This is a genomic window from Acinetobacter sp. CY73 (assembly GCF_059515865.1).
Genome location: NZ_JCAKMZ010000013.1, coordinates 1 through 22,183 on the forward strand (window position 1 = coordinate 1; position 22,183 = coordinate 22,183).

A 22,183-nucleotide genomic window follows, 5' to 3' on the forward strand; every position below is an offset into this window, starting at 1 on the left:
CGGAGTATTTTTCTGTGTTGGTTGGAGTATTTGTTAAAGGGCTTACAGGAAAAGGATATTCAGACTAAAAATTATTTGCTGATTCTCGATAATGCCTCAATTCATAAAGGTCAAGCGATTGATGATTTAGCAGCAAAATATAAGACAAGAATCGTTTATCTACCTGCGTATAGTCCCGACCTCAATCCTATTGAAAAAGCATGGTCTGTCTTAAAAAGTAAAGTCAGGCACATCATTGCTCAGAACAATAAAACCATTCAGGAAGCTCTGGATATCGTATTTAAGATGATGTAGCTTATATTTCATATTTGGCTATAATATTTTTGGAAATCGTTATGTTGGGCGAGCTAGTGAAATAATTTTATCTCAGCATCATCATGAGACTACATTAGATATTGCTAAAAATTAAGTCATAAAAAACCTCTCATTTGAGAGGTTTTTTATTGGGAGAGATTACTTAATGTAAGTCAACCAGTGTGCATATTTTGGATCTTTACCTTGAACAGCATCAAAATAGGCTTTTTGAATTTGTGTGGTGATCGGACCACGAACACCTTCACCAATTTGACGATCATCATATTCACGAATTGGGGTGACTTCAGCAGCTGTACCTGTAAAGAACGCTTCATCAGCGATATAAAACTCATCACGTGTAATACGGCGTTCAATCACGTCATAACCCAAGTCTTTTGCAATCGTGATAATCGTTTGACGAGTAATACCGTCTAACGCACCACCTGCAACATCAGGTGTATGAATCACGCCATCACGTACTAAGAATACGTTTTCGCCCGAGCCTTGGCATACATAACCCTGCGGATCGAGAAGCATTGCTTCGTCATATCCAGAGTGTGCTACTTCTTGATGCGCCAAAATTGAAAGTGTGTAGTTACCTGAGGCTTTTGCTTTACACATGGTCACGTTAGGATGGTGATGCGTAAATGAAGACGTTTTTACACGAATACCCTTCGCCATTGCTTCTTCACCTAGGTAAGCACCCCAACTCCATGCTGCAACCACTGCATGAATGGTATTATCTGTTGCTGCGATACCTAGTTTTTCTGAACCAATAAAAATGATCGGGCGCAAATAGCAAGACGCGAGTTTATTTTCACGCACAACATCAATTTGAGCCTGTTCTAACGTCGCTTGATCAAATGGAACTTTCATTTGATAAATTTTTGCAGAGTTAAGTAAGCGCTTTGTATGCTCTTTTAAACGGAAAATCGCTGTACCATTTGGTGTTTCATAAGCACGGACACCTTCAAAAACACCCATACTGTAGTGTAATGTATGAGTAAGGACGTGAGTTTTCGCTTCACGCCAATCAACTAATTGTCCATCTTGCCAAATAAAACCATCACGATCAGCCAAATTCATGACTTAAACTCCAAATGTATACTTAATTATTCACTTTCCAACGCGAACACCGCAGTTGGATCAATCAATCTTCGCCACAATGTGCAAACCACCTCTCGGGTATCAAACCAATCAGCCGCGCTCACTTGCATACTTTGATTAGCAAGGGCGAGTCTATGGCTCTCGGCGCGTTCACTCAAATAGGCTTGAATCAAGGCTGAAGCATCGTCACTGGATAAACAACGTGCCTTGGCAGCATCTTCTAAGATTCGTACATTGTCGGAATAATGGGCGAGATCAGGATTCGTCCCACTCCAGGCTAACACGACATACTGTGCCATAAATTCGATATCAACGATACCACCTGCATCCTGTTTTAAATGAAAAATTCCATCTTTTTTTTGTTCTTTAGATGAACCCAAGTGATCTTTCATTTTTTGGCGCATGTTGAGCACTTCTTCACGAACTTTATGCTCATCACGAGGCAAGGTCAAAATAACTCTGCGAAGTTGCTCGAACTTTTCACGCAAAGCACTTTCTCCTGCAATCGAACGGGCACGAACAATCGCTTGGTGCTCCCAAACCCATGCATTTTTAAGTTGATACTGCTCAAATGCTTTTAGACTGGTCACTAAAAGTCCCGCTTCCCCTGAAGGACGCAACCGTGTATCAATTTCATACACACGTCCATCCAAAGTCTGCGTGGTCATGAGTGACATAAACTTTTGGGCAACTCGCATTGCAAATGTGAAACCACTGATAGGTTTAAGTCCATCGGTATCTGACTGCTCATCCATATAGTGAATAAAGACGAGATCTAAATCTGAACCATATCCAAGTTCAATACCTCCCACTTTGCCATAACCAATCACGGCAAATGCAATATGATCCATTGAGCAACGATGCCCTTCGGCATCTAAAGGATAGCCGTGTTTTTTAGCTGTAATTTGATAGGCCAAATTCAATGTTGCAATCACAGAGACTTCGGCAATATCCGTCAACGCATCCGAGACTTTCATAAGTGGACTTTCAGCCAACACATCGCTGGCAGCCACAGTCAATACATTGGATTTTTTAAACAACCTCAGCACGCGCATTTGATCCTCAACCTGATCAATTTCAATGCGCAATAGCTGTTGACGTAAAGAGTCTTCTAAATCTTTGCGCTTGGGTAATTCAAAATCCATCGATAAGAATTCGTCCAATAACACTGGATAGTGTGTCAACTCTTCACAAATCCATGGACTGACCGTTGCCATCTTCACTAAACGCTGCAATGCCCCTTTACTCTCGATCAACATGACCAAATACACCGTACGGCGCATCACGGATTCTATCAAAGGCATCAGTCTGACCAGCGCTGTTTGTGGCTTATCGGATTGTAGAATCACTTCAATCAAATGTGGCCAAAACTCTTTTAAGCGCTGAATTGCTTTTGCTGGAAGCTTTTTAATGGCATGCCCAAACCAAAACTCTTGAATTAAATTTTTCGCGTGATCATCTAGTATCTGTTCTAAGCGTTCTTCCATTTGGCCAAAACTTTGTACTAAAGTTTCTGTGCCTTTTTCTTTAATCAAATGTTGAAACTGATAAATCACTTTTTGACGCTTTTGATTCAATACAACAATGAAGTGATCCCAATCTGTAAACCCTAAAGTTTCACACATTCGACGTCTTAAATCAGGCTCTGTTGGTAGTGACTGCGTTTGTTGGTCATTTAAGGCTTGGATCGCGTGTTCGACACGGCGTAAAAATAAATAGGCATCTTCTAAATCAATAACAGCATCATCATCCAAAAGCCCTACTTCACCTAAATGCTTTAAACTCACTAAACATTGACGATCTTGTAATTCAAGTTTTGACCCACCATAAATCAGCTGAAACACTTGAACAATAAATTCAACTTCACGAATCCCACCTGCTCCTAATTTAATATCATCTTCAATATTACGACGCGCGACTTCACGCTCAATCATGGCTTTCATTTCACGCATGGCTTCAAAAGCAGTGTAATCCACATATTTACGGAAGACGAAAGGTCGAGTCATCGCCAGTAGATCATCGCCATCTGCTCCACCTGAAACAATGCGTGCTTTGATCCACGCATAACGCTCCCACTCACGACCATGCTGGCTTAAGTACTTTTCTAAAGCCACATGACTTATGGCCAGTGCAGAGCCATCGCCCCAAGGTCGAAGTCGCATATCCACTCTAAACACAAAACCATCTGCAGTAATATGCTCAAGCAGATAAATAATCTTTTGCCCCCAAGCAATGCAGAACTGCTGAACATCAATGCACTTTCGACCATTGGTTTCACCTTGCTCATCGAAGGCAAAAATCAAATCAATGTCACTGGAAAGATTCAGCTCTTGAGCGCCTAATTTCCCCATGGCAACAACGATCAGGTCTTGTACTTTTCCGTTATAGCCTATTGGTTCACCATGTTTTGTAACCAATGGAACTCGTGCAAAATCTTTGGCGGCATTAATACTGGCATCAGCAAAATCAGATAGCTCTCGAGTTAGCGTCACTACATCAGTGAGTTGGTTGGCATCTTGCCAGATCCATCGAAACATCAGGCGTGCACGTAAAATACGCAACGTGCTCATCCATTGATTTTCATTTTGAATATCAAGCAGAGTACTTTGAACAAGTGAACGAATCTGGGATGTGGTTAAGCTTTTTTGAAATTGATCAATTGCAAAATCTTGCTCTAATGATGGTGTATGCAATGACAGAACCTGTTCTGCATACTGACTTGCTCTTAAGGTTTTTTGCAATTGTTCAGCGTTCATCAAAAATGCCTTCAACTTTATATTGAAAACATTTATATCAGTTCACTTCACTTTTTTGGAGAAATTAATTGATTTTTATATCGGACGAAGTTCTTTTAGTTCACTCTTTCGAGGTACAACCAAACTTTGATGTGCATGTTCAGCAGCAGGCAAGATGACTTTAAAGGTCGTCCCCTTACCCTGTTTAGAGGTCACGCTAATTTCGCCATGATTCAAATCAACAAACCGTTTGCACAATACCAATCCTAATCCTGCACCCTTCTCACCTGACGTTCCTTTGATGGTAACTTTTATATCAGGTTGAAATAGTCCTGCGATTTGATCGGTTGTCATGCCTAAACCAGTATCACGAACCGTGATTTCAACACCACGAGAACACCGCTGAGCTTCGATGTAAACACAGCCCGTACCATCCACAGGGGTGAATTTTAGTGCGTTTGAAACCAAGTTTTGAATGACAGACGTGATCATGTTGATATCCGCATAGACTCGTAGATCTTCAGCTACGTTCTCTATCAACTTAATCTGCTTTTTAACCGCTAAAGTATTGAGAACATCATGAACGATTTTGGTGGTTTGTTTGAGTTGAAAATTAATCGGGTGATAGACAAATCGACCACCTTCGGCCATCGCCCAATTCAATAAACTTTCCAACAAGTTATAGGTCGACTGCGCCGTATCATGTAAATAATCAGCGATGTTTTGTAGACTTGAATCGTCTAGACTTTCTCTCTCTTCAGCCAAGACTTCAGAAAAACCCAATAAACCATGAAATGGCGCTCGTAAGTCATGTGCAATAATTTGGAAAAATTTGGTTTTACTAAAATTCAACGCGGATTGTTGTTCATACAGCTCTTTTAATTCTTCATAATCGAGTCGTGTTTCAATGATGCGAATTAAGCTCATTGAAAAGTCATAAACCAACTCTAAGCATTCTTCATCGTATGGGTCTTTACATTCATCAAAAAGAATGACCTGCCCTATAGAATCGGTATCATTAATTTTCAAATTAAATGCAATCACACGCTCGTGATCCACACCTAAATCTTTAATATGCTGTGAAAATGCGAAGTAATTTTCGTGATCTGAACCGAGTGATGTCGCACCATTAAAATACGGCAAAAGGTTGGCTTGTTTTTTTGCATGAAAAGCATTAAAACCCAGCGGTGATGAGTGCCAGATATAAGGTTCATTATGAAAAGCAAGAATGGCAGAATCTGTTTTTAAAATACTGCGTGCAAATTTGAGAAAACCTTCCACCTGACTTTTAGGCGTCATGACACCCAGTAAAATCGACAGCTTACAAGCACTCAGCTGATCTGCGTTCTCCACCTTTAATAATTCTAATTTCATGCCCAGACCTAAATATTATAAGAAGAATTATAAAATTGAGTATTCATCAATTTTATGCCGGGATTACAAACGTTCAAAACAGCAAATAAAAGACTTTAAAATTTTACAACCAAAGTACAAAATTCAATTTGAATTTTTTCTTACTGCATAGTAACTCATAAAATCAAATCAAAAAAGCATATAGGCACACGTAAAATTTATATAAATCTAGCTTACAACACCTTAAACAACTAATAGTTAATCATTTTTCATGAAAATATCAAATGAATTGTTAATGATTTAACTTATTCAATATGTATCTATATTTATCATTTCTACCAGAGTAAAGTCCGTCTCTCATGAAAACCAGCATTGCTTATTATTTAATCTTTATATTAAACAGAGAGATAACATTGGATTAATTTTCATATGTATCACCCCTTTGATTTGCCAAATTTCACCATTGGTCGAAAATTGGTTGTGATCAAAACTCAGATGCTTTTAAAATTGATTTTGTAACAGAAACAAGCATAGGTAAATATGAGTAGTAATCATGGTGGTTATCGACCTGGGGCGGGTCGAAAATCCTTATTTAACGAACCCACCAAGGTCATTCGTGTTCCCGAATCAAGCATTATCCATATTCAGGATTTTTTAAAAAAACGACGACAGCACGTTAATGAAGTTGAGTCTATTCATCAAATTGTTGCCCAAAAAAATAGCAGTATTCCACTTGCTTTGGAAAAAATCTCAGCGGGCCCTCCTTCAAATACAGAAGGTTATATAGAAAAACCACTCGATTTAAATAAACACTTAATTAAAAATGAGTTGACGACGTTTGCAGTCAAGGTTGCATCGCTGTCTATGCTGAATGCAGGTATCAATATAAATGACATTCTCATTGTCGATCGAAGTCTAACCTCTAAAAACCAAGATATTGTGGTTGCCTTGGTGGACAATGATTTTACGGTTAAACGATTGATGGTTGAAAAAAATGGTGACCATTGGTTAAAAGCTGAAAATCCAGATTTCTCTGACATTCATTTAAAAGGTAATCAAGAATTAATCATCTGGGGTGTCGTGACTTCTATCATCAAAAAGTTACGTTAATGTGCAAGAGATAAACGACAAATACTCATGCAGCATCCTCATAAAATCATCGCACTGGTTGATATCAATAACTGTTATGTCAGTTGTGAACGCATTTTTAATCCGGCCTTAATTGGTCGACCTGTGATTGTGCTTTCAAATAATGATGGTTGTGCAGTTTCTCGCTCAGATGAAGCCAAAAAACTTGGTATTAAAATGGCAGCGCCGCTATTTCAAATTCAGGAACTCGTTCAAAAGCACAATGTGCATGTGCTTTCCAGCAATTATGCCGTTTATGCAGAAATGTCTCGACGCTTCATGCAGGTGTTGGCTCAGTTTGTCGGTGAGAACGAGCAAGAGATCTATTCGGTTGATGAATGTTTCTTAGATTTAACCAATTTAGCTTTAAACTATGACATCACAGCGTATTGTCATCATATTCTGAAATGCATCGCAAAATGGTTAGGGCTTCCTGTTTGTATTGGTATTGGACGTAGTAAAACTGAAGCAAAGCTTGCCAATCATATTGCCAAGCAACATTCAGGTTATCAAGGTGTCTGTAATTTAGCAGCCATGGATTTGTGTTCTGTAGAGGCCTTATATCAAGACATAGACGTCTCTGAAGTCTGGGGTGTTGGTCGTAAAAATCAAAAACGACTCAAAAACTTAGGCATACACAAGGCTTATGATTTGGCTTGTAGTGATCCACAAATGTTAAGAAAGCACTTTTCTGTGGTCATGCAACGTACCGTCATGGAATTACAAGGGATTTCCTGCATTCAACTCGAAACTGAAATAGCTGCAAAAAAACAAATTATCAGCAGTCGTTCATTTGGGCATCGCATTACAGAATTGAGCGATTTAAAAGAAGCAATTACTGCCTATACGATTGAAGCCATTAAAAAATTACGCAAAGATCAACTTCTCTGCGGAACAGTAACCGTTTTTCTACAATCCAGTCCGTTTGATACAACAACGCCCTACTACAACCAATCATTAAGTCATGATTTTAATGAAGCGACCGATGATTTCCTCATCATGTCTAAAGTGGTGAATTCATTAATCGAGCGACTGTATCGAAAAAACATTTTATTCAAAAAATGTGGTGTGATTTTAAACTCACTTGAACCCCAAAAAAGCCATATTTTCGATTTATTCACAGATGTGAAAAAAATTGAAGAAAATGACAAGCTCACAGATACTTTTGAAGATATTCATGAAAAATTTGGCAAATCAAAACTCGCCATCGGCGCAAGTGCATTTCCCGACAGAACTTGGGCAATGACGCGCGCGAAACTCTCCCCTAATTACTTTCACTGGGATGGACTGATGTTGGTTCATTAATCCTCATTTACATCATCAATGCTTAAAGTCAGCCTACCTTGCCAAATTTTTACAAATTCAAATGAGTACAACTCTAGCTCCATACATCCAGATCTATGTTGTCAAAATTATATTAAAAAGCCCAAATTTAAAATATTTGGGCTTTCATTCTTTATTGCTTATTTTTAATGAAGCAACATCAGATATTTTTCTGATTAACGCGCTGAGAAAGTTGCTCCGCTGTCTCTTTACGTTCTGAGTAGCGATCGACTAAATACGCAGACTGCCCTCTGGTCAACAGCGTGAACTTATAAAGCTCTTCCATCACATCGACAATACGATCATAGAGTGAGGATGGCTTCATCGTTCCATCTTCATTAAATTCAAGAAATGCTTTTGGAATAGAGGATTGATTTGGGATGGTGATCATTCGCATCCAACGCCCTAAAACACGCATTTGATTCACGCTATTAAAAGACTGAGATCCACCACTGACTTGCATAAGTGCCAAGGTTTTTCCTTGGGTGGCACGTATTGCGCCTGCCGCAAGTGGAATCCAATCGATTTGAGCTTTAAGAATAGAACTCATCGCACCATGACGCTCAGGTGAACACCAGACCATCCCTTCGCTCCATGCCAATAACTCATGTAGTTCTTTGACTTTAGGATGCTGATGATCAGCATCCTCAGGAAGTGGCAAGCCTTTAGGATGGAAGATTTTAACTTCACAACCAAAGCGCTCAAGAATACGTCCTGCTTCAAGCACTGCAAGACGACTATAAGAACGCTCTCGATTTGAACCGTACATCAACAATATTCGAGGAGGATGTTGCAACGCCTTTGCTTGAATTTGCTCAAATGTAGGCGTAGGCAAAAGATCACTTATAAGATTTGCGTGTGTCATTTTCATCTCTTCATTATTTGAGTATTTGCATAGTATTTACGTTTGAGCCATAACGAGACCGAAACAAGTGCAATCAGTACAGGGACTTCAACAAGAGGCCCAATGACAGTGGTAAATGCCACGGGTGATGCCAATCCAAAAGTCGCAATGGCAACGGCCAAAGCCAATTCAAAATTATTTCCAGCAGCCGTAAAAGAGATTGCTGTGGTTTTAGAATAATCATTCCCCATCCACTTGCTCATAAAGAAACTCAGCAAGAACATCAAGACAAAATAGATGGTTAAAGGAATCGCGATCCGCACAACATCCAAAGGAAGACTCACCACCTCTGCACCTTTGAGGCTGAACATTGCAAGAATAGTAAAAAGCAATGCAATCAAGCTGAGTGGGCTTATTTTTGGAATAAATTCATTTTGATACCAACTCAAACCCTTTCGTTTAACCAAAATCAAACGTGTCAAAAATCCCAGCAGAAATGGAATACCTAAATAGATCAATACAGCCTGGGTAATCGTCCAAAAATCAATGGTGATGATTTGAGAAGTAACCCCAAAATATGGTGGTAAAAAAGTTAAAAATAACCATGCATAGGTACTAAAAAATAGAATTTGAAAAATACTATTAAATGCAACTAAGGCAGCAACGTACTGATTATCACCACCAGCTAAACCATTCCAAACCAATACCATCGCAATACATCGTGCAAGCCCAATGAGAATCAAACCAGTCATGTATTCTGGAGAGTCTTGTAAGAATACCATTGCCAAGATAAACATCAGAACAGGTGCAATGACCCAGTTTTGTATCAATGACAAAGCTAGTGTTCGTTTATCCTTAAATATTTGCGGTAGAGTCGTGTAATCCACTTTTGCTAAAGGTGGATACATCATCAGAATTAGGCCTATCGCGATTGGAATATTGACCGAGTTGAAGCTAAGCTGATCGAGCGAAGTAGATGCTTTGGGAAAGAAATATCCAATCATCACACCTAAAGCCATAGCCAAAAAAATCCAGAGCGTTAAATTTCGATCTAGAAAAGACAAACGATTTGAAATCATAGTTACTCACAGCATGATGATGTAATCGAAGCTTGGTTCAACAATGCTTGATTTTGTTGACCTCGAAGCAAGATATCTAAAATATCATTAGCCCATACATCCAGATCTGGATGTAAGCTGTAATAGACCCATTGCCCTTGTCTACGATCAAGCAACAGTTTAGATGAACGCAATAAAGCTAAATGTCGAGAAATTTTTGGCTGACTCAATTGAAGTTTTTCAATCAAATCACAGACACAAAGTTCTTTATGTTTTGCGACTAATAACACAATGTTAAGTCGAGTATCGTCCGCTAAACATTTTAAGAAAGTCAGCTGCTCCAGACTCATTTCAATCTCTGCCCACGATCATCGATAATTTTTTCACCATCTTCTTTAGTCAAAGCACCTCGTTGTGGCTCAGTTAAAATATCCAAGACCACTTCCGATGGGCGAGCCAAACGTGTCCCTATAGGACTCACAACGAAAGGACGATTAATCAGTAACGGATGCTCTACCATGAAATTCAACAATTCTTGATCTTTAAATATGTCTTTTTCTAATCCTAATTGACTATAAGGAGGCACATTCACCCTAATGGCTTGGCGGACTGACAAACCAGCCTCTTTAATCAGTTGATTTAACTCATCAACAGATGGCGGATGGTCAAGGTAATAGATAATCTCAGGCTCAATCCCAGCGTTTCGAATCAAAGCCAAAGTATTACGAGACGTTCCACATTCAGGGTTGTGATAGATTTTCACTTGAGACATATGTATCTAGACCATAATTTTATAGTTGTTTATATATGAATAATCATATATATGCAAATTCATATATATGATTTACATTGTCATTATCAATAAATTTATGGATAAAGCTTTGTTTAAACTTAGAATAAAAAAGATAAGTCTGATGAAACTTTTATGTTGTTCGCCAATAGCTGTAATTCAAATATACAAAATACAGGTACTTAAAGACCTCGTCTTTTATTAGATAAATTTTGAGTTTATTGCACATGAAACGATCAACACGGTAATGAATAACGCTAGACCAATTTTTAGACAAAAAAAAGCCCAAGGCTTAATTTGCTTGGGCTTTTTAAAATCCTTTAAACACTACACACTTAAAATAAGTGGTCCCGAGGGTCGGACTCGAACCGACACGTCATCTCTGACAGCGGATTTTGAGTCCGCCGCGTCTACCAATTTCACCACCTCGGGAGAGGTTGTGTGCGTATATTAGCGTATTTATTTACATTGTCAACGCCAATATTTTTCAACTGCTTAGTTTTAACCCAACTTGCTCTTTTTTGACTTATAAAGCATCAATTTCAGCTAAAAATGATTAAAAAGACTATACTAATCACAGTTTTTCTCCCTTTTAAGCTTTGTTTGATTATGCAACTTTCTGATTTTAATTTTGATCTTCCTGATGAACTCATTGCTCGCTACCCTTTAGAAACACGTAGTGCCTCACGCCTGTTACATATTCAAGCGGATGGTCAATATCAAGATGCTTATTTTAAAGACATCATTGATTTATTGGATGAAGGCGATTTGTTGGTCTTAAACGATACCAAAGTGATGAAAGCACGTCTAAAAGGAAAACGTGCCAGTGGTGGTGCAGTTGAAGTTTTAGTCGAACGAATGCTAGATCAACGTATTGCGCATTGTCATATTAAAGCGAGCAACTCACCTAAAGCCGGTGCTGAACTTTTTATTGGACCAGACGAAGTTAAAGTCACCGTGACAGGTCGCCAAGAAAATCTATATATGGTTGAGTTCTCACAACCGATTCTTCAAGTTTTAGATCAATACGGTCAACTCCCTATTCCGCCTTACTTCAACCGCGAAGCAGAAGATATTGATACCGTTCGTTATCAAACCGTATTCAATGACCCCACCAAAATTGCAAGTGTTGCTGCACCAACAGCAAGTTTGCATTTTGATGAGGAAACTTTAGCAAAACTTGAGTCAAAAGGTATTCATAAAGCGTTTGTGACGCTACACGTGGGTGCAGGAACATTTTTACCTGTCCGTACCTTAGAGATTCAAAATCACATTATGCATAGCGAATGGTGTGATGTTCCTGCTGATACAGTCAAATTGATTCAAGAAACTCAAGCGCGAGGCAACAAAGTTATTGCTGTCGGCACAACAGCTACGCGTGCTTTAGAAAGTGCAGCTCAAGCTTGCGGTGGAAAGATTGGTGCTTGGACAGGCGATACTCAGATTTTCATCTATCCAGGTTACGAATTTTGTGTGGTAGATCGACTGATTACCAATTTCCATTTGCCTGAATCTACTTTACTGATGCTGGTTTCTGCGCTGTCAAATCGTGACAATATTATGAATGCTTATCATCATGCGGTTGAAAGCAAATATCGCTTCTTCAGTTATGGTGATGCGATGCTGATTGATAAAGCAAAGGTATAAATTCTAGCCATGCCGATCGACACTGTACAAAACCTCATTCACATACGAACGAATAAAAATGAAAAGGTCATGCACAATGTTGCTCGGTTGTGGGATATTTCACGGCAAGCCCATACACCCCAAGACATTCTTGATGCTTTGCATCCTTGGGGTGAGAACAACAATCTGGTCTTAAATAACTTCCTGCCTAAATTATGCATTTTCTTCGGCATGGCTGGTTTGCTCTTAGGATGGTTGGTCGATCAATATATTCCAATGACATTAACGCTCTTGATATCGACACTGTGGTTTGCAGTTGCTTATTTTAGTTATGAGTCAAATGAACCTGTTGAACAAGTCATTGATGAATTAGAGCTCAAAATTAAACTGTTAAAGTACGATTTAAATTTCCAGAAGCTTCCACCTCATCTCACTGGCACAATGAATCCAATGCTTGTATTGGCCAAGTTGAAACAAAATTTTCCATTGTTTAATCAGGGCACTGAATCTAACGATATCGTCAGTTTTGCATCGACGCTTTGGATAGACCAACATGAGCAAAAGCATCCTGTTTTACTGTTCAAATATCGCTATATGACCGAAATCAGCGTTCGAGACGAACAAGGCAATAAATACAATGTGCGTAAAATCGAAAAGGATCTTTGGGGATGCTTCTTGTTCGAAACAGAAGCCTTAGGTTTTGCTGCAAGTAATCGTAGAAGTCGACTTCCTCATCCTTACACCACGCACTGGGAAACAGCCGATATCCATTTAAATAAAAATTTAAATATTTATGGCTATGATCAACAGCAAATCGCACGTGCAATCACCCCCTCTGTCACGCTTCGACTCAGTGATTTATTTAAACATAATCAAGGCGATCTGATTGTGCATCATGATGAAAATATCCTGTGCTTTATGACTGAGCACAATATCTTCAATACCGTGAGTCGTCGAGATAAAGACAGCATTCAAAATATTTCAGATTTACGCGGATATTTAAGAACCTTAAACATGCCAAACTATGAAAAATTCAAACAGAGCATGTTAAACTTTGTGGCATAAACATACAAAAACACAAACACGATTGAATTAGGAAATTCCAAATGGGTTTAATTATTTTTTTAGCGATTTTCGTTTTAATTTTGGTTTGGGGTGTGGTGGTCAGAAATAATATCGTTCGCTATTTTAATGCGACACGTCGCGCATGGGCAGAAGTGACGAATTTTGAGCGCCAAAAAATTAAAACCTTGGAATCCCTTGAAAGCACCTTGCAGCAATATACGCAATTTGAAAAATCCACTTTGGAAAAAGTGACTGAACTCCGTCAGCAGATTTTAAATCTCAATATGCAAGAAACAGATGTTTCTAAACTTCAACATATCGAGAGCCTCAGTAAAGATCTGATGAAAAACCTCAGTGTCGTGGTTGAGAACTATCCTGAACTCAAAGCAGATACGCTTTATGCAAAAATGATGGATGACATTCAAGAACAAAATGAGAATGTGGGTGCAGCCATTTCTATTTTTAATCGTAATGTTGAAGCATTTAATAACAATATTCAGATCTTTCCAAACAATTTAGTGAATAGTGTCACACTTTCAAAGAAAGCGATCCGCCCTTTTTCAGATTCAAGTGCGATGCAAAACTTTGATTATCGTCCGAATTTTTAAAAACCTTTTGATCAATCAATTTACTTTATTGCTCAAATATCCGAGAATTATTGGCATTACAAAACAATCATAATAGAGAAAAAAATGTTTGATTTACAGTTTAATGAATCTGAGTATTTGGCAGATTTAAAAACCGCTTTGTTACATGAATTTGATGCGCACTACCAAAAGCATCAAGATCAGGGGATTTACGCATTTGCTTTAGTATTGGATGACCTTCTGGTTGCGCAATACAGCACGGTATCCACACACAAAAGTCTTCTCAGTGAAGCTGAAAATAAATATCAGTATTTGCAGGAAGAAGACAAATGGCAAGTAGAAAAGTGGCAATATCGTGCTCAAACCAATCAAGGGATTACCCTATTTACACGTCAAATGAGTCAATATTTTCAACAGACTCGGATTGGCTTGACCAATATCCATGCTAAAGATCGTTTCAATCAAAATGCATTGAACTTTTATTTACAAGGTATGAAAGATGCCAAAGATGAAATTCTTGAAAAATATCATCTGCCCGCCAATCAAATCACTTTTATTGTTCACCTCCCGTCCAATCCGAGTATTGCGATTACATCGCTAGAACGTTTAAACCCGCCGTCTTCAACTTTATTTGAAGCAATTGCAAATTTACAATCCACGATCATTAGCCAAGGCAAAGCCAAATTTAAACTGAGTCAGGTAGACAAAGAAATTTTGATCGACTTGGGACAAGCTTTAGAAATGGTCCCTTATGATGACATGCAAGTCGCTCAGCAAGCCTATATGCTCTCTCTAGAACCTTATTTCCTAGAGACCAGTCCTTATATTCAGAGTTTGATCAATGAAATTGCATCTATGGGTAGTGGAATTCTGGTAATCAGCAAAGAGCAGATTCAAGCCAGAATTAATCGTTTTTATATGGGTTGATTACTTCAATTCAATATAAATTTTGAAATATCCTCTCTAAAAGAATAATTATCAAAAATGTTTAAAAATTGGAATGTGTTTGAAAAAATTTGGCTCTGCAGTTTTCTCTGTATTGGTATTTTGGTTGCACTGACGCAAGATAATAACGGATTCAGCTTGATCGTTTTGCTTTCAGGAATCTTGTGTGTTGTACTGGCAGCCAAAGCACATATTGCCAACTATTATTTTGGCTTATTCAACAGCTGTTGCTATGCTTATCTTTGCTATAACAATGGATTATATGGTGAATGGGGGCTAAACCTCTTCTTTTATGTACCTACAGGCATAGTCGGGATCATGCTGTGGAAAAAGCATATCCAGCAACATCAGCTGAAGCATATTCAGTCACTCTCGGCCACAAGCTTAGTCGGTTTGATTTTTTTGAATGCAATCAGCATTGCTGCCTTAGGATATATCCTTTCGCTTATCCCCACTCAAAACACGCCTTATATCGATGCCACCACCAATGCACTCGCAATGACAGCAACACTGTTAATGATGTTTCGCTTCCGAGAACAATGGTGGTTTTATATCGGCCTCAATCTATTGACGATTTTAATGTGGGCAATGAGACAAATGGATGGAAGTCAGGAAGGCACCATGATGGTAGTGATGTGGTTTGCATTTTTAATTAATGCCTTTTATGGCTTTTATAATTGGAGAAAAATGCAACGTAATCAAGTTCTTTCCTCGAATTCAAGCTTTCATTCAAATCATTCTTCCGAGCAAAGTTGATTCTTCTTATCGTTTTAACTCACCCATGTTTTCTAGAAATCATGGATGAGTATACTTCTAAAATCACGCGAATTTTTTAAAAGATAAAATATGAAAAAAGTCGGTCTCACTCTAGGTAAATACGCTCCCCTCCATCTTGGGCATCAATGGGTTTTCGAAACGGCTTTAAAAGAAGTTGATATTCTTTACGTCCTGATCTATCAAAGCAGTGTCACTGATATTCCCTTACACCTTAGAGCACAGTGGATTCGTGACCTCTATCCTCAAATTCATGTCATTGAAGCGTGGGATGGTCCAGAAGGCTATTCAAACGATCGTGCGTTTGAAATCGAGCAAGAAAATTATATTTTAAAGCAACTAAACGGCGTTAAAATCACTCATTTCTATAGCAGTGAGTTTTATGGTACGCATGTCAGCCAAGCGTTAGGTGCGTTTGATCGTCGTTTAGATCCAAATCGTCATCACGTGCCGATTTCTGCCACTCTAATTCGAGAAAATCCATATCAGCACCGTGCGTTTATTTCTGATGTGGTCTATCCCGACCTCATCACAAAAGTGGTTTTTATGGGAGCAATGTCGACCGGTAAGTCTTCGTTGACCGAAGCATTGGCGCAGAAATATCAGACCACTTTTGCTCCAGAATATGGACGTGAATATTGGGAAAAACATCAAGTAGACCGACGCATTGGTTTAGAGGATTTTAATGTAATTGCTGATCGACACATTGCGTATGAAAATCAAATGACACTTCAAGCCAATCGCTACTTATTTGTCGATACCAACGCCATCACCACAGCGATGTATTGCATGGACTATCACAATGCATTACCAGATCATCTCAAACACCTCGCAATTGAAAATGCGCAACGCTATGATTTATTTTTCTTATGTGAAGACGATATCCCTTATGACAATACTTGGGATCGTAGTGGTCCTCAAAAACGCGAGATTTTCCATCAACAAATCATCGCCGATCTAAAGCAACGTAAAATTCCCTACATTTCATTGACTGGATCTGTAGCAGAACGAATCGCAAAAGTTGCGTTTGTTCTCGAAAAATTTAACAAATACAAAAATTATTTTGGTGATTCCGTTTTAAATTCAATCCATAAAAAACATGAATGAATAATGGAATTTGCAGTAACAAGCTGTTTCGATTTGAAGCTAACAATAAGTTTACTGGCTTTCAATTTCAAAATCATAGAAAATAGCCTCCTTTGAAGCTAGTAATCAGCGAACTGTTTTTTCGCCTTGATTTAGGAATTATATGAAGTTTGAAAAATTAGCTCAGTCGGGCCGTGCCCGTCGTGGTCGCTTGACCCTTGAGCATGGTGTAGTTGAAACTCCAATGTTCATGCCTGTCGGTACTTACGGTACGGTAAAAGGCATGCTGCCACGTGATATTGAGGAAATTAAATCTCAAGTCATCTTAGGCAACACCTTCCATTTATATTTACGCCCTGGTTTAGATGTCATCCGTGAGCATGGCGGCTTACATGGCTTTATGAAATGGAACAAACCGATTTTGACCGATTCAGGCGGCTTCCAAGTCTTCAGTTTGGGCGCTATGCGTAAAATCAAAGAAGACGGCGTAACGTTCCGCTCACCTATTGATGGTTCAAAAGTATTCTTGTCACCAGAAATTTCAATGGATATTCAACATACCTTGAACTCTGACATCGTGATGATTTTCGATGAATGTACGCCATATCCTGCTACACGTGAAGAAGCACAAAAGTCACTGCAACTTTCATTACGCTGGGCAAAACGTTGTAAAACTCAACACCACGACGTGTTGAAAAATCGTAATGCGCTGTTTGGTATCATTCAAGGCGGTATGTACCAAGACCTCCGTGAAGAATCTTTGAAAGGCTTACTCGACATCGACTTTGATGGTTATGCCATTGGTGGTTTATCTGTTGGTGAACCTAAAGAGGAAATGATCAAAGTCTTGGATTATTTGCCTGAACAAATGCCTGCAGACAAACCTCGTTACCTCATGGGTGTGGGTAAACCTGAAGACATCGTTGAAGCCGTACGTCGTGGTGTAGATATGTTTGACTGTGTCATGCCAACGCGTAATGCACGTAATGGTCATTATTTTGTCACCGATGGTTTAGTACGTATTCGTAATGCCCAGTATCGTCATGACCAAGGTCCTCTTGACCCACACTGTGATTGCTACACATGTACTAACTTCACACGCTCGTATTTATTCCATTTAGAAAAATGTGGTGAAATGCTTGCTTCAATGCTCGGTACGATACATAACTTACGTTATTACCTACGCTTAGCTGAAATGATGCGTGATGCTTTAGACAAAGGCACATTTGATGAGTTTGTCGCAGATTTCTATGCGCGTCGTGGCTTAGAAGTACCCCCTTGTCCACAAGATTAATTCATCAGCATTTGCGCTGAAGAAAAAGACAATGTAAATTGCAGAACAAGCAAATTTATTATCACGTCTTTTAAAGATTTTTTATAGTTTAGGAAAAAGTAATGAGCCTATTTATTTCGACTGCACATGCTGCTGGTGAAGCGGCACAACAGCCAAGCCTCGTAGCAAACTTATTGATGATTGCTGTGTTTGTGGCAATCTTCTATTTCCTGATCTGGCGCCCTCAATCTAAACGCGCTAAAGAACACCGTACCCTTGTTGAAAGCTTAGGGGTTGGCAGTGAAATCGTATTTGCTGGTGGCTTAATGGGCCGTATTACAAAAATCGATGGTGATTTCGCAGTGGTCGAATTGAACCGTGGTCATGAAGTTAAAATCCAACGTGCTAGCGTTATCTCTGTGCTTCCTGAAGGCACTCTAGATAACCTTTAATCACAATAAGTCGTGCGAAGGCACGACTTTTTCATTTTAAGAAGAAAGCAAATGCGTTACCCAGCATGGAAATATTTACTGATTATCATCGTTTTGATTATCAGTACATTATACGCGCTGCCAAGTTTGTATCCTGATGAACCTGCTGTTCAAATTTCAGGTGCTAAAGCGGGTACTGTGATTGATCAGTCCGTTATACAAAAAGCAGAGCAAATTTTAAAAAGCGATAATATTGCCTCACACGATAATAGTTTTACTCAAAATGCAGCATTACTACGTTTAGACTCATCTGAAGCTCAATTAAAAGCGAAAGAAGCACTTTCTAAAGGCTTAGGTGAAAGCTACGTTGTGGCGCTCAACCTTGCACCAACCACCCCAGAATGGTTGCAAAAGATTGGCGCAAAACCGATGAAACTCGGTTTGGACTTACGTGGTGGTGTTCATTTCCTCCTTGAAGTGGATATGGACAAAGCCATTGCTCAACGCATGGAAACGTCTGCATCCGATCTTCGTCGCGAATTCCGTGAAAATAAAATTAAATTCAATAGTTTGTCTTTAATTAACAATGAGATCACTGTTCAATTTGCGAATAATGATGACCGTGCCGCAGCGATGGAACAACTTCGTCGTAATGGCAATAAATACGATCAACAGGCTTTAGCAACAGCAACTGGCTCAACTTTAAAGCTGGTTTATAACGCTGCAGCCAAACAAGAAATTCAATCCTATGCATTGGATCAGAACTTAACAACATTACGTAACCGTATTAACGAGTTGGGTGTTGCTGAAGCGATGGTTCAAAGCCAAGGTAGTAACCGTATTGTGGTTGAACTTCCTGGTGTACAAGATACTGCAGAAGCGAAACGTGTCTTGGGTCGTACAGCGAACTTAGAATTCCGACTTGTTTCTGATTTAAATGATCAATTCATCAGTCCAGCGACAGGTCAAGCCACAAGTTCTGCCCTTCCACCTGGCACTGAAAAATTTGCATTTGAATCGTTAGACAGTGGTCGTGAACTGCTATTGAACCGTAACCGTATTCTCACAGGTGAACGTGTTCAAAATGCATCTTCTGGCTTTAGCCAAGACAGTGGTGGCGCTGAAGTAAATATTACTTTAGACACCGCTGGCGGTAAGCTCATGTCAGATGCTACGCGTAATGCGGTCGGCAAACGTATGGCAGTATTGTTCATTGAGAACAAACAAAAAATTAGCTTTGTGACTGACCCAGCAACAGGTACACAAACTGAAGTACGTACACCTTATACTGAATCTGTGGTGATTAATGCTGCAACGATTCAAGCGGTATTAGGTTCACAATTCCGTATTACAGGTTTGGATTCACCCCAAGAAGCAGCTGAGCTTGCATTGATGCTACGTGCGGGTGCATTAGCAGCGCCAATGTACTTCGTTGAAGAACGTGTGATTGGTCCAAGCCTAGGTCAAGAAAACATTGACAAAGGTGTCCTTTCTACTCAAATCGGTTTCATTCTGGTTGCGATCTGGATGGTCGTTTTCTTCCGTCTATTTGGCTTGATTGCGAACTTTGCTCTGGTATTTAACCTTGCCATGATCCTTACCGTGATGTCTTGGATTGGTGCATCGTTAACCCTTCCAGGTATTGCAGGGATCGTGATCACGATTGGTATGGCAGTCGATGCGAACGTATTGATTTGTGAACGAATACGAGAAGAAATTAAATGGGGCGCCTCCCCTAAACAGGCGATTGTTGCAGGTTATGATCGAGCGTATAACACCATTTTCGACTCTAACTTGACGACATTCTTAGTGGCCTTCATCTTGTTCGCGATTGGTACAGGTCCAATTAAAGGCTTTGCTGTAACACTCATGATCGGTATTGTTTGCTCGATGTTCACTGCGATTACCGTGACACGCGCAATTGTACAAATCATTTATGGCAAAAAACGTAACTTGAAAAAGTTGAGCATTTAGGAGATCGATGATGACTGAAAATACTCAACTTGAAAAAGTAGAAGATAAAGCAAAACAATATGGTCGCCCTGAAGACGAGCGCGTGATTCCGTTTATGAAGATTGCTTTGCCTGCGGCATTGCTTTCTATCTTCTTAACGATTGCCAGTCTATTTTTTATCGCAACCAAAGGTTTAAATTTAGGTTTAGACTTTACGGGTGGTATCGCTGCTGAGCTTAATTACAGCAATCCAGTCAAACCTGAACAGGTGAATGCTGCTTTAACCAAAGCGGGCTTCACGGACTCTGTGGTACAAACCTTAGGCTCTGAACGCGACCTCATGGTACGTATGCCCGTTCAGGAAGAAATGGAAGCAGATGACCTAACCAAAGCGATTACGCAAGCGGTTCAACTGCCAAATAATACCGTAACTGTTCCTAAAGTGGATGTAGTGGGTGGTCAAGTCGGTAATGAGCTCTATGTACGCTCTGGTGGTGCTGTAGCACTTGCGCTGCTACTCATGTTGGTTTACGTCACGATTCGCTTTGAGTTCAAATTGGCGATTGGTGCTGTACTGTCATTATTCCACGATATTGTGGTGACATTGGGTATCTTTGCCTTAATGCAATGGCCGTTTGACCTCACTGTTCTTGCAGCATTGCTTGCGATTATTGGTTTCTCACTCAACGATAACATCGTGGTATCGGATCGTATTCGTGAAAACTTCCGTAAGATTCGTGGTGCAGAACCGCTTGAAGTAATTAACATTGCATTGACTGAAACCCTACGTCGTACCATTCACACCTCTATGACGCTATTGCTGGTTGTTGTTGCAATGATGATTATGGGCGGTGATGGTCTACAATGGTTCTCTGTTGCCATGTTTGTCGGTGTTTTCGTGGGAACTTACTCTTCAATCTATATCGGTACAGGATTTGCCTTATGGCGTGGTCTAAACCGTCAGGACTTTATCGTACAAGTGAAGCCTGAATTTGAAGAAGAAGAAATTCCTCATTAAGCATTTACACATCTAACTGCACAAAAAGCCCATCACTTGATGGGCTTTTTTAATGTGAATTTATAAATCTATTTTCAACAATAAAGACTTAGGCATGATTCATTTTTGACTTTCAAAATTCAGAATGTTGATGAATTTGAATATTGGGTAATGCAAAACCTGAGCAGGAGCGCTCAGATCGCCATGCGACGGTCAGCATGCAATGTGCCAGCTCAAAATTCTGATATGCGAAGATACCCACTTTTTCATGTTCGCACATTCCGCCATTTTGTAGAGGATGAGCATGGGTATTCAAATCTTTTAAATCCATCCGAATGCCTAAACCACTGGCTTTGAGTACCGCCTCTTTGGTGGTCCAGACCTTAAACCAATACATGGGATCACAGTCCAAGCCTTGCCAAGTCTGATATTCAGTTGGGTGAAATGCATGTTGTGCTAAAGCATCAAAGCGAACTTGACGATCTAAATCTTCGATATCCACACCTAAATCAGCCATATTGGTTGACATGGCTAAAGCATAATGATGTTGACTATGGGAATGATTAAATGAAAATTGCGTCACATTAGATAGGTAAGGCTTTCCAAACTCGGTGTGCTGTATATCTTGATTGCAAATTGTTTGATTCAAGAAATTCGAGATGAATGTATTTCTATGTGCGTAAATGGTATTTTTTTTATACTGATTAAATTCAGCAAAATTTGAAAATTGCTGTTTTTGTTTGAGGATAAATTGAGCCAATGGCTGAACATGAATTTGAATGACCACGTGTTTCATCGGCTCAATGAGTAAACT

General features: G+C 39.4%; 21 protein-coding genes and 1 tRNA gene. 13 read left to right on the plus strand and 9 right to left on the minus strand.

Annotation, left to right across the window (positions count from 1 at the left end; genetic code table 11):
• Nucleotides 1-294: transposase (locus tag AC5YD2_RS07850; protein WP_496125194.1), on the plus strand; the 294-nt coding region annotated here is incomplete at its 5' end.
• 159 nt (nucleotides 295-453) lie between these two features.
• Here AC5YD2_RS07850 and AC5YD2_RS07855 read toward each other — a convergent pair.
• The 3 genes from AC5YD2_RS07855 to AC5YD2_RS07865 form a co-directional block, all read right to left on the minus strand.
• On the minus strand, nucleotides 454-1,380 hold the full coding sequence (locus tag AC5YD2_RS07855; RefSeq protein ID WP_496125797.1) for a branched-chain amino acid transaminase: 927 nt from the start codon (nucleotides 1,378-1,380) through the stop codon (nucleotides 454-456).
• Between the two features lie 26 nt (nucleotides 1,381-1,406).
• On the minus strand, nucleotides 1,407-4,157 hold the full coding sequence (glnE, locus tag AC5YD2_RS07860) for a bifunctional [glutamate--ammonia ligase]-adenylyl-L-tyrosine phosphorylase/[glutamate--ammonia-ligase] adenylyltransferase (protein WP_496125798.1): 2,751 nt from the start codon (nucleotides 4,155-4,157) through the stop codon (nucleotides 1,407-1,409).
• A gap of 75 nt (nucleotides 4,158-4,232) precedes the next feature.
• The gene (locus tag AC5YD2_RS07865; protein ID WP_496125799.1) at nucleotides 4,233-5,510 is read right to left on the minus strand and encodes a sensor histidine kinase; all 1,278 of its coding nucleotides are present in this window, start codon (nucleotides 5,508-5,510) and stop codon (nucleotides 4,233-4,235) included.
• A gap of 519 nt (nucleotides 5,511-6,029) precedes the next feature.
• On the opposite strand from AC5YD2_RS07865, the gene AC5YD2_RS07870 reads away from it, so the two are divergent.
• Nucleotides 6,030-6,599, plus strand: coding sequence for a LexA family protein (locus tag AC5YD2_RS07870; RefSeq protein ID WP_496125800.1), 570 nt, complete (start codon nucleotides 6,030-6,032; stop codon nucleotides 6,597-6,599).
• A gap of 27 nt (nucleotides 6,600-6,626) precedes the next feature.
• Entirely contained in the window at nucleotides 6,627-7,922 is a 1,296-nt protein-coding gene (locus AC5YD2_RS07875) for a Y-family DNA polymerase (RefSeq protein ID WP_496125801.1), read from the plus strand.
• 178 nt (nucleotides 7,923-8,100) lie between these two features.
• On the opposite strand, the gene arsH is transcribed toward AC5YD2_RS07875, so the two are convergent.
• The 5 genes from arsH to AC5YD2_RS07900 form a co-directional block, all read right to left on the minus strand.
• Entirely contained in the window at nucleotides 8,101-8,805 is a 705-nt protein-coding gene (gene arsH / locus AC5YD2_RS07880) for an arsenical resistance protein ArsH (RefSeq protein ID WP_496125802.1), read from the minus strand.
• Nucleotides 8,806-8,807: 2 nt separating this feature from the next.
• On the minus strand, nucleotides 8,808-9,863 hold the full coding sequence (gene arsB, locus AC5YD2_RS07885; protein WP_496125803.1) for an ACR3 family arsenite efflux transporter: 1,056 nt from the start codon (nucleotides 9,861-9,863) through the stop codon (nucleotides 8,808-8,810).
• A 2-nt stretch (nucleotides 9,864-9,865) separates the two neighbouring features.
• Nucleotides 9,866-10,192: a metalloregulator ArsR/SmtB family transcription factor gene (locus AC5YD2_RS07890; protein ID WP_496125804.1), complete on the minus strand. Its 327-nt coding sequence runs from the start codon at nucleotides 10,190-10,192 to the stop codon at nucleotides 9,866-9,868.
• Nucleotides 10,189-10,614 (minus strand): arsenate reductase (glutaredoxin), encoded by a 426-nt coding sequence (gene arsC / locus AC5YD2_RS07895; RefSeq protein ID WP_496125805.1) that lies wholly within the window; start codon nucleotides 10,612-10,614, stop codon nucleotides 10,189-10,191. The genes AC5YD2_RS07890 and arsC overlap by 4 nt, the downstream gene beginning before the upstream one ends.
• Before the next feature lie 363 nt (nucleotides 10,615-10,977).
• A tRNA-Leu gene (locus tag AC5YD2_RS07900) sits at nucleotides 10,978-11,064 on the minus strand.
• 177 nt (nucleotides 11,065-11,241) lie between these two features.
• Between AC5YD2_RS07900 and queA the strand changes: the two genes are divergently transcribed.
• The 10 genes from queA (at nucleotide 11,242) to secF (ending at nucleotide 21,390) form a co-directional block, all read left to right on the plus strand.
• On the plus strand, nucleotides 11,242-12,279 hold the full coding sequence (gene queA / locus AC5YD2_RS07905) for a tRNA preQ1(34) S-adenosylmethionine ribosyltransferase-isomerase QueA (protein ID WP_496125806.1): 1,038 nt from the start codon (nucleotides 11,242-11,244) through the stop codon (nucleotides 12,277-12,279).
• 69 nt (nucleotides 12,280-12,348) lie between these two features.
• Complete coding sequence (locus AC5YD2_RS07910) at nucleotides 12,349-13,323, plus strand: hypothetical protein (RefSeq protein WP_496125807.1); 975 nt, start codon at nucleotides 12,349-12,351, stop codon at nucleotides 13,321-13,323.
• A gap of 41 nt (nucleotides 13,324-13,364) precedes the next feature.
• Nucleotides 13,365-13,931, plus strand: a complete 567-nt coding sequence (locus tag AC5YD2_RS07915; RefSeq protein ID WP_496125808.1) for a LemA family protein — start codon at nucleotides 13,365-13,367, stop codon at nucleotides 13,929-13,931.
• 84 nt (nucleotides 13,932-14,015) lie between these two features.
• Nucleotides 14,016-14,837, plus strand: coding sequence for a DUF4303 domain-containing protein (locus AC5YD2_RS07920; RefSeq protein WP_496125809.1), 822 nt, complete (start codon nucleotides 14,016-14,018; stop codon nucleotides 14,835-14,837).
• Nucleotides 14,838-14,894: 57 nt separating this feature from the next.
• Nucleotides 14,895-15,611 (plus strand): nicotinamide riboside transporter PnuC, encoded by a 717-nt coding sequence (pnuC, locus tag AC5YD2_RS07925; RefSeq protein ID WP_496125810.1) that lies wholly within the window; start codon nucleotides 14,895-14,897, stop codon nucleotides 15,609-15,611.
• A gap of 90 nt (nucleotides 15,612-15,701) precedes the next feature.
• Entirely contained in the window at nucleotides 15,702-16,736 is a 1,035-nt protein-coding gene (locus AC5YD2_RS07930; RefSeq protein ID WP_496125811.1) for an AAA family ATPase, read from the plus strand.
• A 142-nt stretch (nucleotides 16,737-16,878) separates the two neighbouring features.
• Entirely contained in the window at nucleotides 16,879-18,009 is a 1,131-nt protein-coding gene (gene tgt / locus AC5YD2_RS07935) for a tRNA guanosine(34) transglycosylase Tgt (RefSeq protein ID WP_496125812.1), read from the plus strand.
• 101 nt (nucleotides 18,010-18,110) lie between these two features.
• Nucleotides 18,111-18,440, plus strand: coding sequence for a preprotein translocase subunit YajC (yajC, locus tag AC5YD2_RS07940; RefSeq protein ID WP_496125813.1), 330 nt, complete (start codon nucleotides 18,111-18,113; stop codon nucleotides 18,438-18,440).
• Nucleotides 18,441-18,491: 51 nt separating this feature from the next.
• Nucleotides 18,492-20,393 (plus strand): protein translocase subunit SecD, encoded by a 1,902-nt coding sequence (gene secD / locus AC5YD2_RS07945; RefSeq protein ID WP_496125814.1) that lies wholly within the window; start codon nucleotides 18,492-18,494, stop codon nucleotides 20,391-20,393.
• A 7-nt stretch (nucleotides 20,394-20,400) separates the two neighbouring features.
• Complete coding sequence (gene secF, locus AC5YD2_RS07950) at nucleotides 20,401-21,390, plus strand: protein translocase subunit SecF (RefSeq protein WP_496125815.1); 990 nt, start codon at nucleotides 20,401-20,403, stop codon at nucleotides 21,388-21,390.
• 112 nt (nucleotides 21,391-21,502) lie between these two features.
• Here secF and AC5YD2_RS07955 read toward each other — a convergent pair whose 3' ends face one another.
• Complete coding sequence (locus AC5YD2_RS07955; protein WP_496125816.1) at nucleotides 21,503-22,165, minus strand: 4'-phosphopantetheinyl transferase family protein; 663 nt, start codon at nucleotides 22,163-22,165, stop codon at nucleotides 21,503-21,505.
• Nucleotides 22,166-22,183 lie beyond the last annotated feature (18 nt).

What these genes read in the sequence shown, in the direction of transcription:
- AC5YD2_RS07855 (WP_496125797.1), bottom strand. Translation starts at nt 1,380, where the DNA reads ATGAATTTGGCTGATCGTGATGGTTTTATTTGGCAAGATGGACAATTA.
- AC5YD2_RS07915 (WP_496125808.1), top strand. Translation starts at nt 13,365, where the DNA reads ATGGGTTTAATTATTTTTTTAGCGATTTTCGTTTTAATTTTGGTTTGG.
- tgt (WP_496125812.1), top strand. Translation starts at nt 16,879, where the DNA reads ATGAAGTTTGAAAAATTAGCTCAGTCGGGCCGTGCCCGTCGTGGTCGC.
- AC5YD2_RS07930 (WP_496125811.1), top strand. Translation starts at nt 15,702, where the DNA reads ATGAAAAAAGTCGGTCTCACTCTAGGTAAATACGCTCCCCTCCATCTT.
- arsC (WP_496125805.1), bottom strand. Translation starts at nt 10,614, where the DNA reads ATGTCTCAAGTGAAAATCTATCACAACCCTGAATGTGGAACGTCTCGT.
- AC5YD2_RS07865 (WP_496125799.1), bottom strand. Translation starts at nt 5,510, where the DNA reads ATGAAATTAGAATTATTAAAGGTGGAGAACGCAGATCAGCTGAGTGCT.
- arsB (WP_496125803.1), bottom strand. Translation starts at nt 9,863, where the DNA reads ATGATTTCAAATCGTTTGTCTTTTCTAGATCGAAATTTAACGCTCTGG.
- AC5YD2_RS07890 (WP_496125804.1), bottom strand. Translation starts at nt 10,192, where the DNA reads ATGAGTCTGGAGCAGCTGACTTTCTTAAAATGTTTAGCGGACGATACT.
- glnE (WP_496125798.1), bottom strand. Translation starts at nt 4,157, where the DNA reads ATGAACGCTGAACAATTGCAAAAAACCTTAAGAGCAAGTCAGTATGCA.
- AC5YD2_RS07875 (WP_496125801.1), top strand. Translation starts at nt 6,627, where the DNA reads ATGCAGCATCCTCATAAAATCATCGCACTGGTTGATATCAATAACTGT.
- AC5YD2_RS07920 (WP_496125809.1), top strand. Translation starts at nt 14,016, where the DNA reads ATGTTTGATTTACAGTTTAATGAATCTGAGTATTTGGCAGATTTAAAA.
- arsH (WP_496125802.1), bottom strand. Translation starts at nt 8,805, where the DNA reads ATGACACACGCAAATCTTATAAGTGATCTTTTGCCTACGCCTACATTT.
- AC5YD2_RS07870 (WP_496125800.1), top strand. Translation starts at nt 6,030, where the DNA reads ATGAGTAGTAATCATGGTGGTTATCGACCTGGGGCGGGTCGAAAATCC.
- AC5YD2_RS07910 (WP_496125807.1), top strand. Translation starts at nt 12,349, where the DNA reads ATGCACAATGTTGCTCGGTTGTGGGATATTTCACGGCAAGCCCATACA.
- AC5YD2_RS07955 (WP_496125816.1), bottom strand. Translation starts at nt 22,165, where the DNA reads ATGAAACACGTGGTCATTCAAATTCATGTTCAGCCATTGGCTCAATTT.
- secF (WP_496125815.1), top strand. Translation starts at nt 20,401, where the DNA reads ATGATGACTGAAAATACTCAACTTGAAAAAGTAGAAGATAAAGCAAAA.
- pnuC (WP_496125810.1), top strand. Translation starts at nt 14,895, where the DNA reads ATGTTTAAAAATTGGAATGTGTTTGAAAAAATTTGGCTCTGCAGTTTT.
- secD (WP_496125814.1), top strand. Translation starts at nt 18,492, where the DNA reads ATGCGTTACCCAGCATGGAAATATTTACTGATTATCATCGTTTTGATT.
- queA (WP_496125806.1), top strand. Translation starts at nt 11,242, where the DNA reads ATGCAACTTTCTGATTTTAATTTTGATCTTCCTGATGAACTCATTGCT.
- yajC (WP_496125813.1), top strand. Translation starts at nt 18,111, where the DNA reads ATGAGCCTATTTATTTCGACTGCACATGCTGCTGGTGAAGCGGCACAA.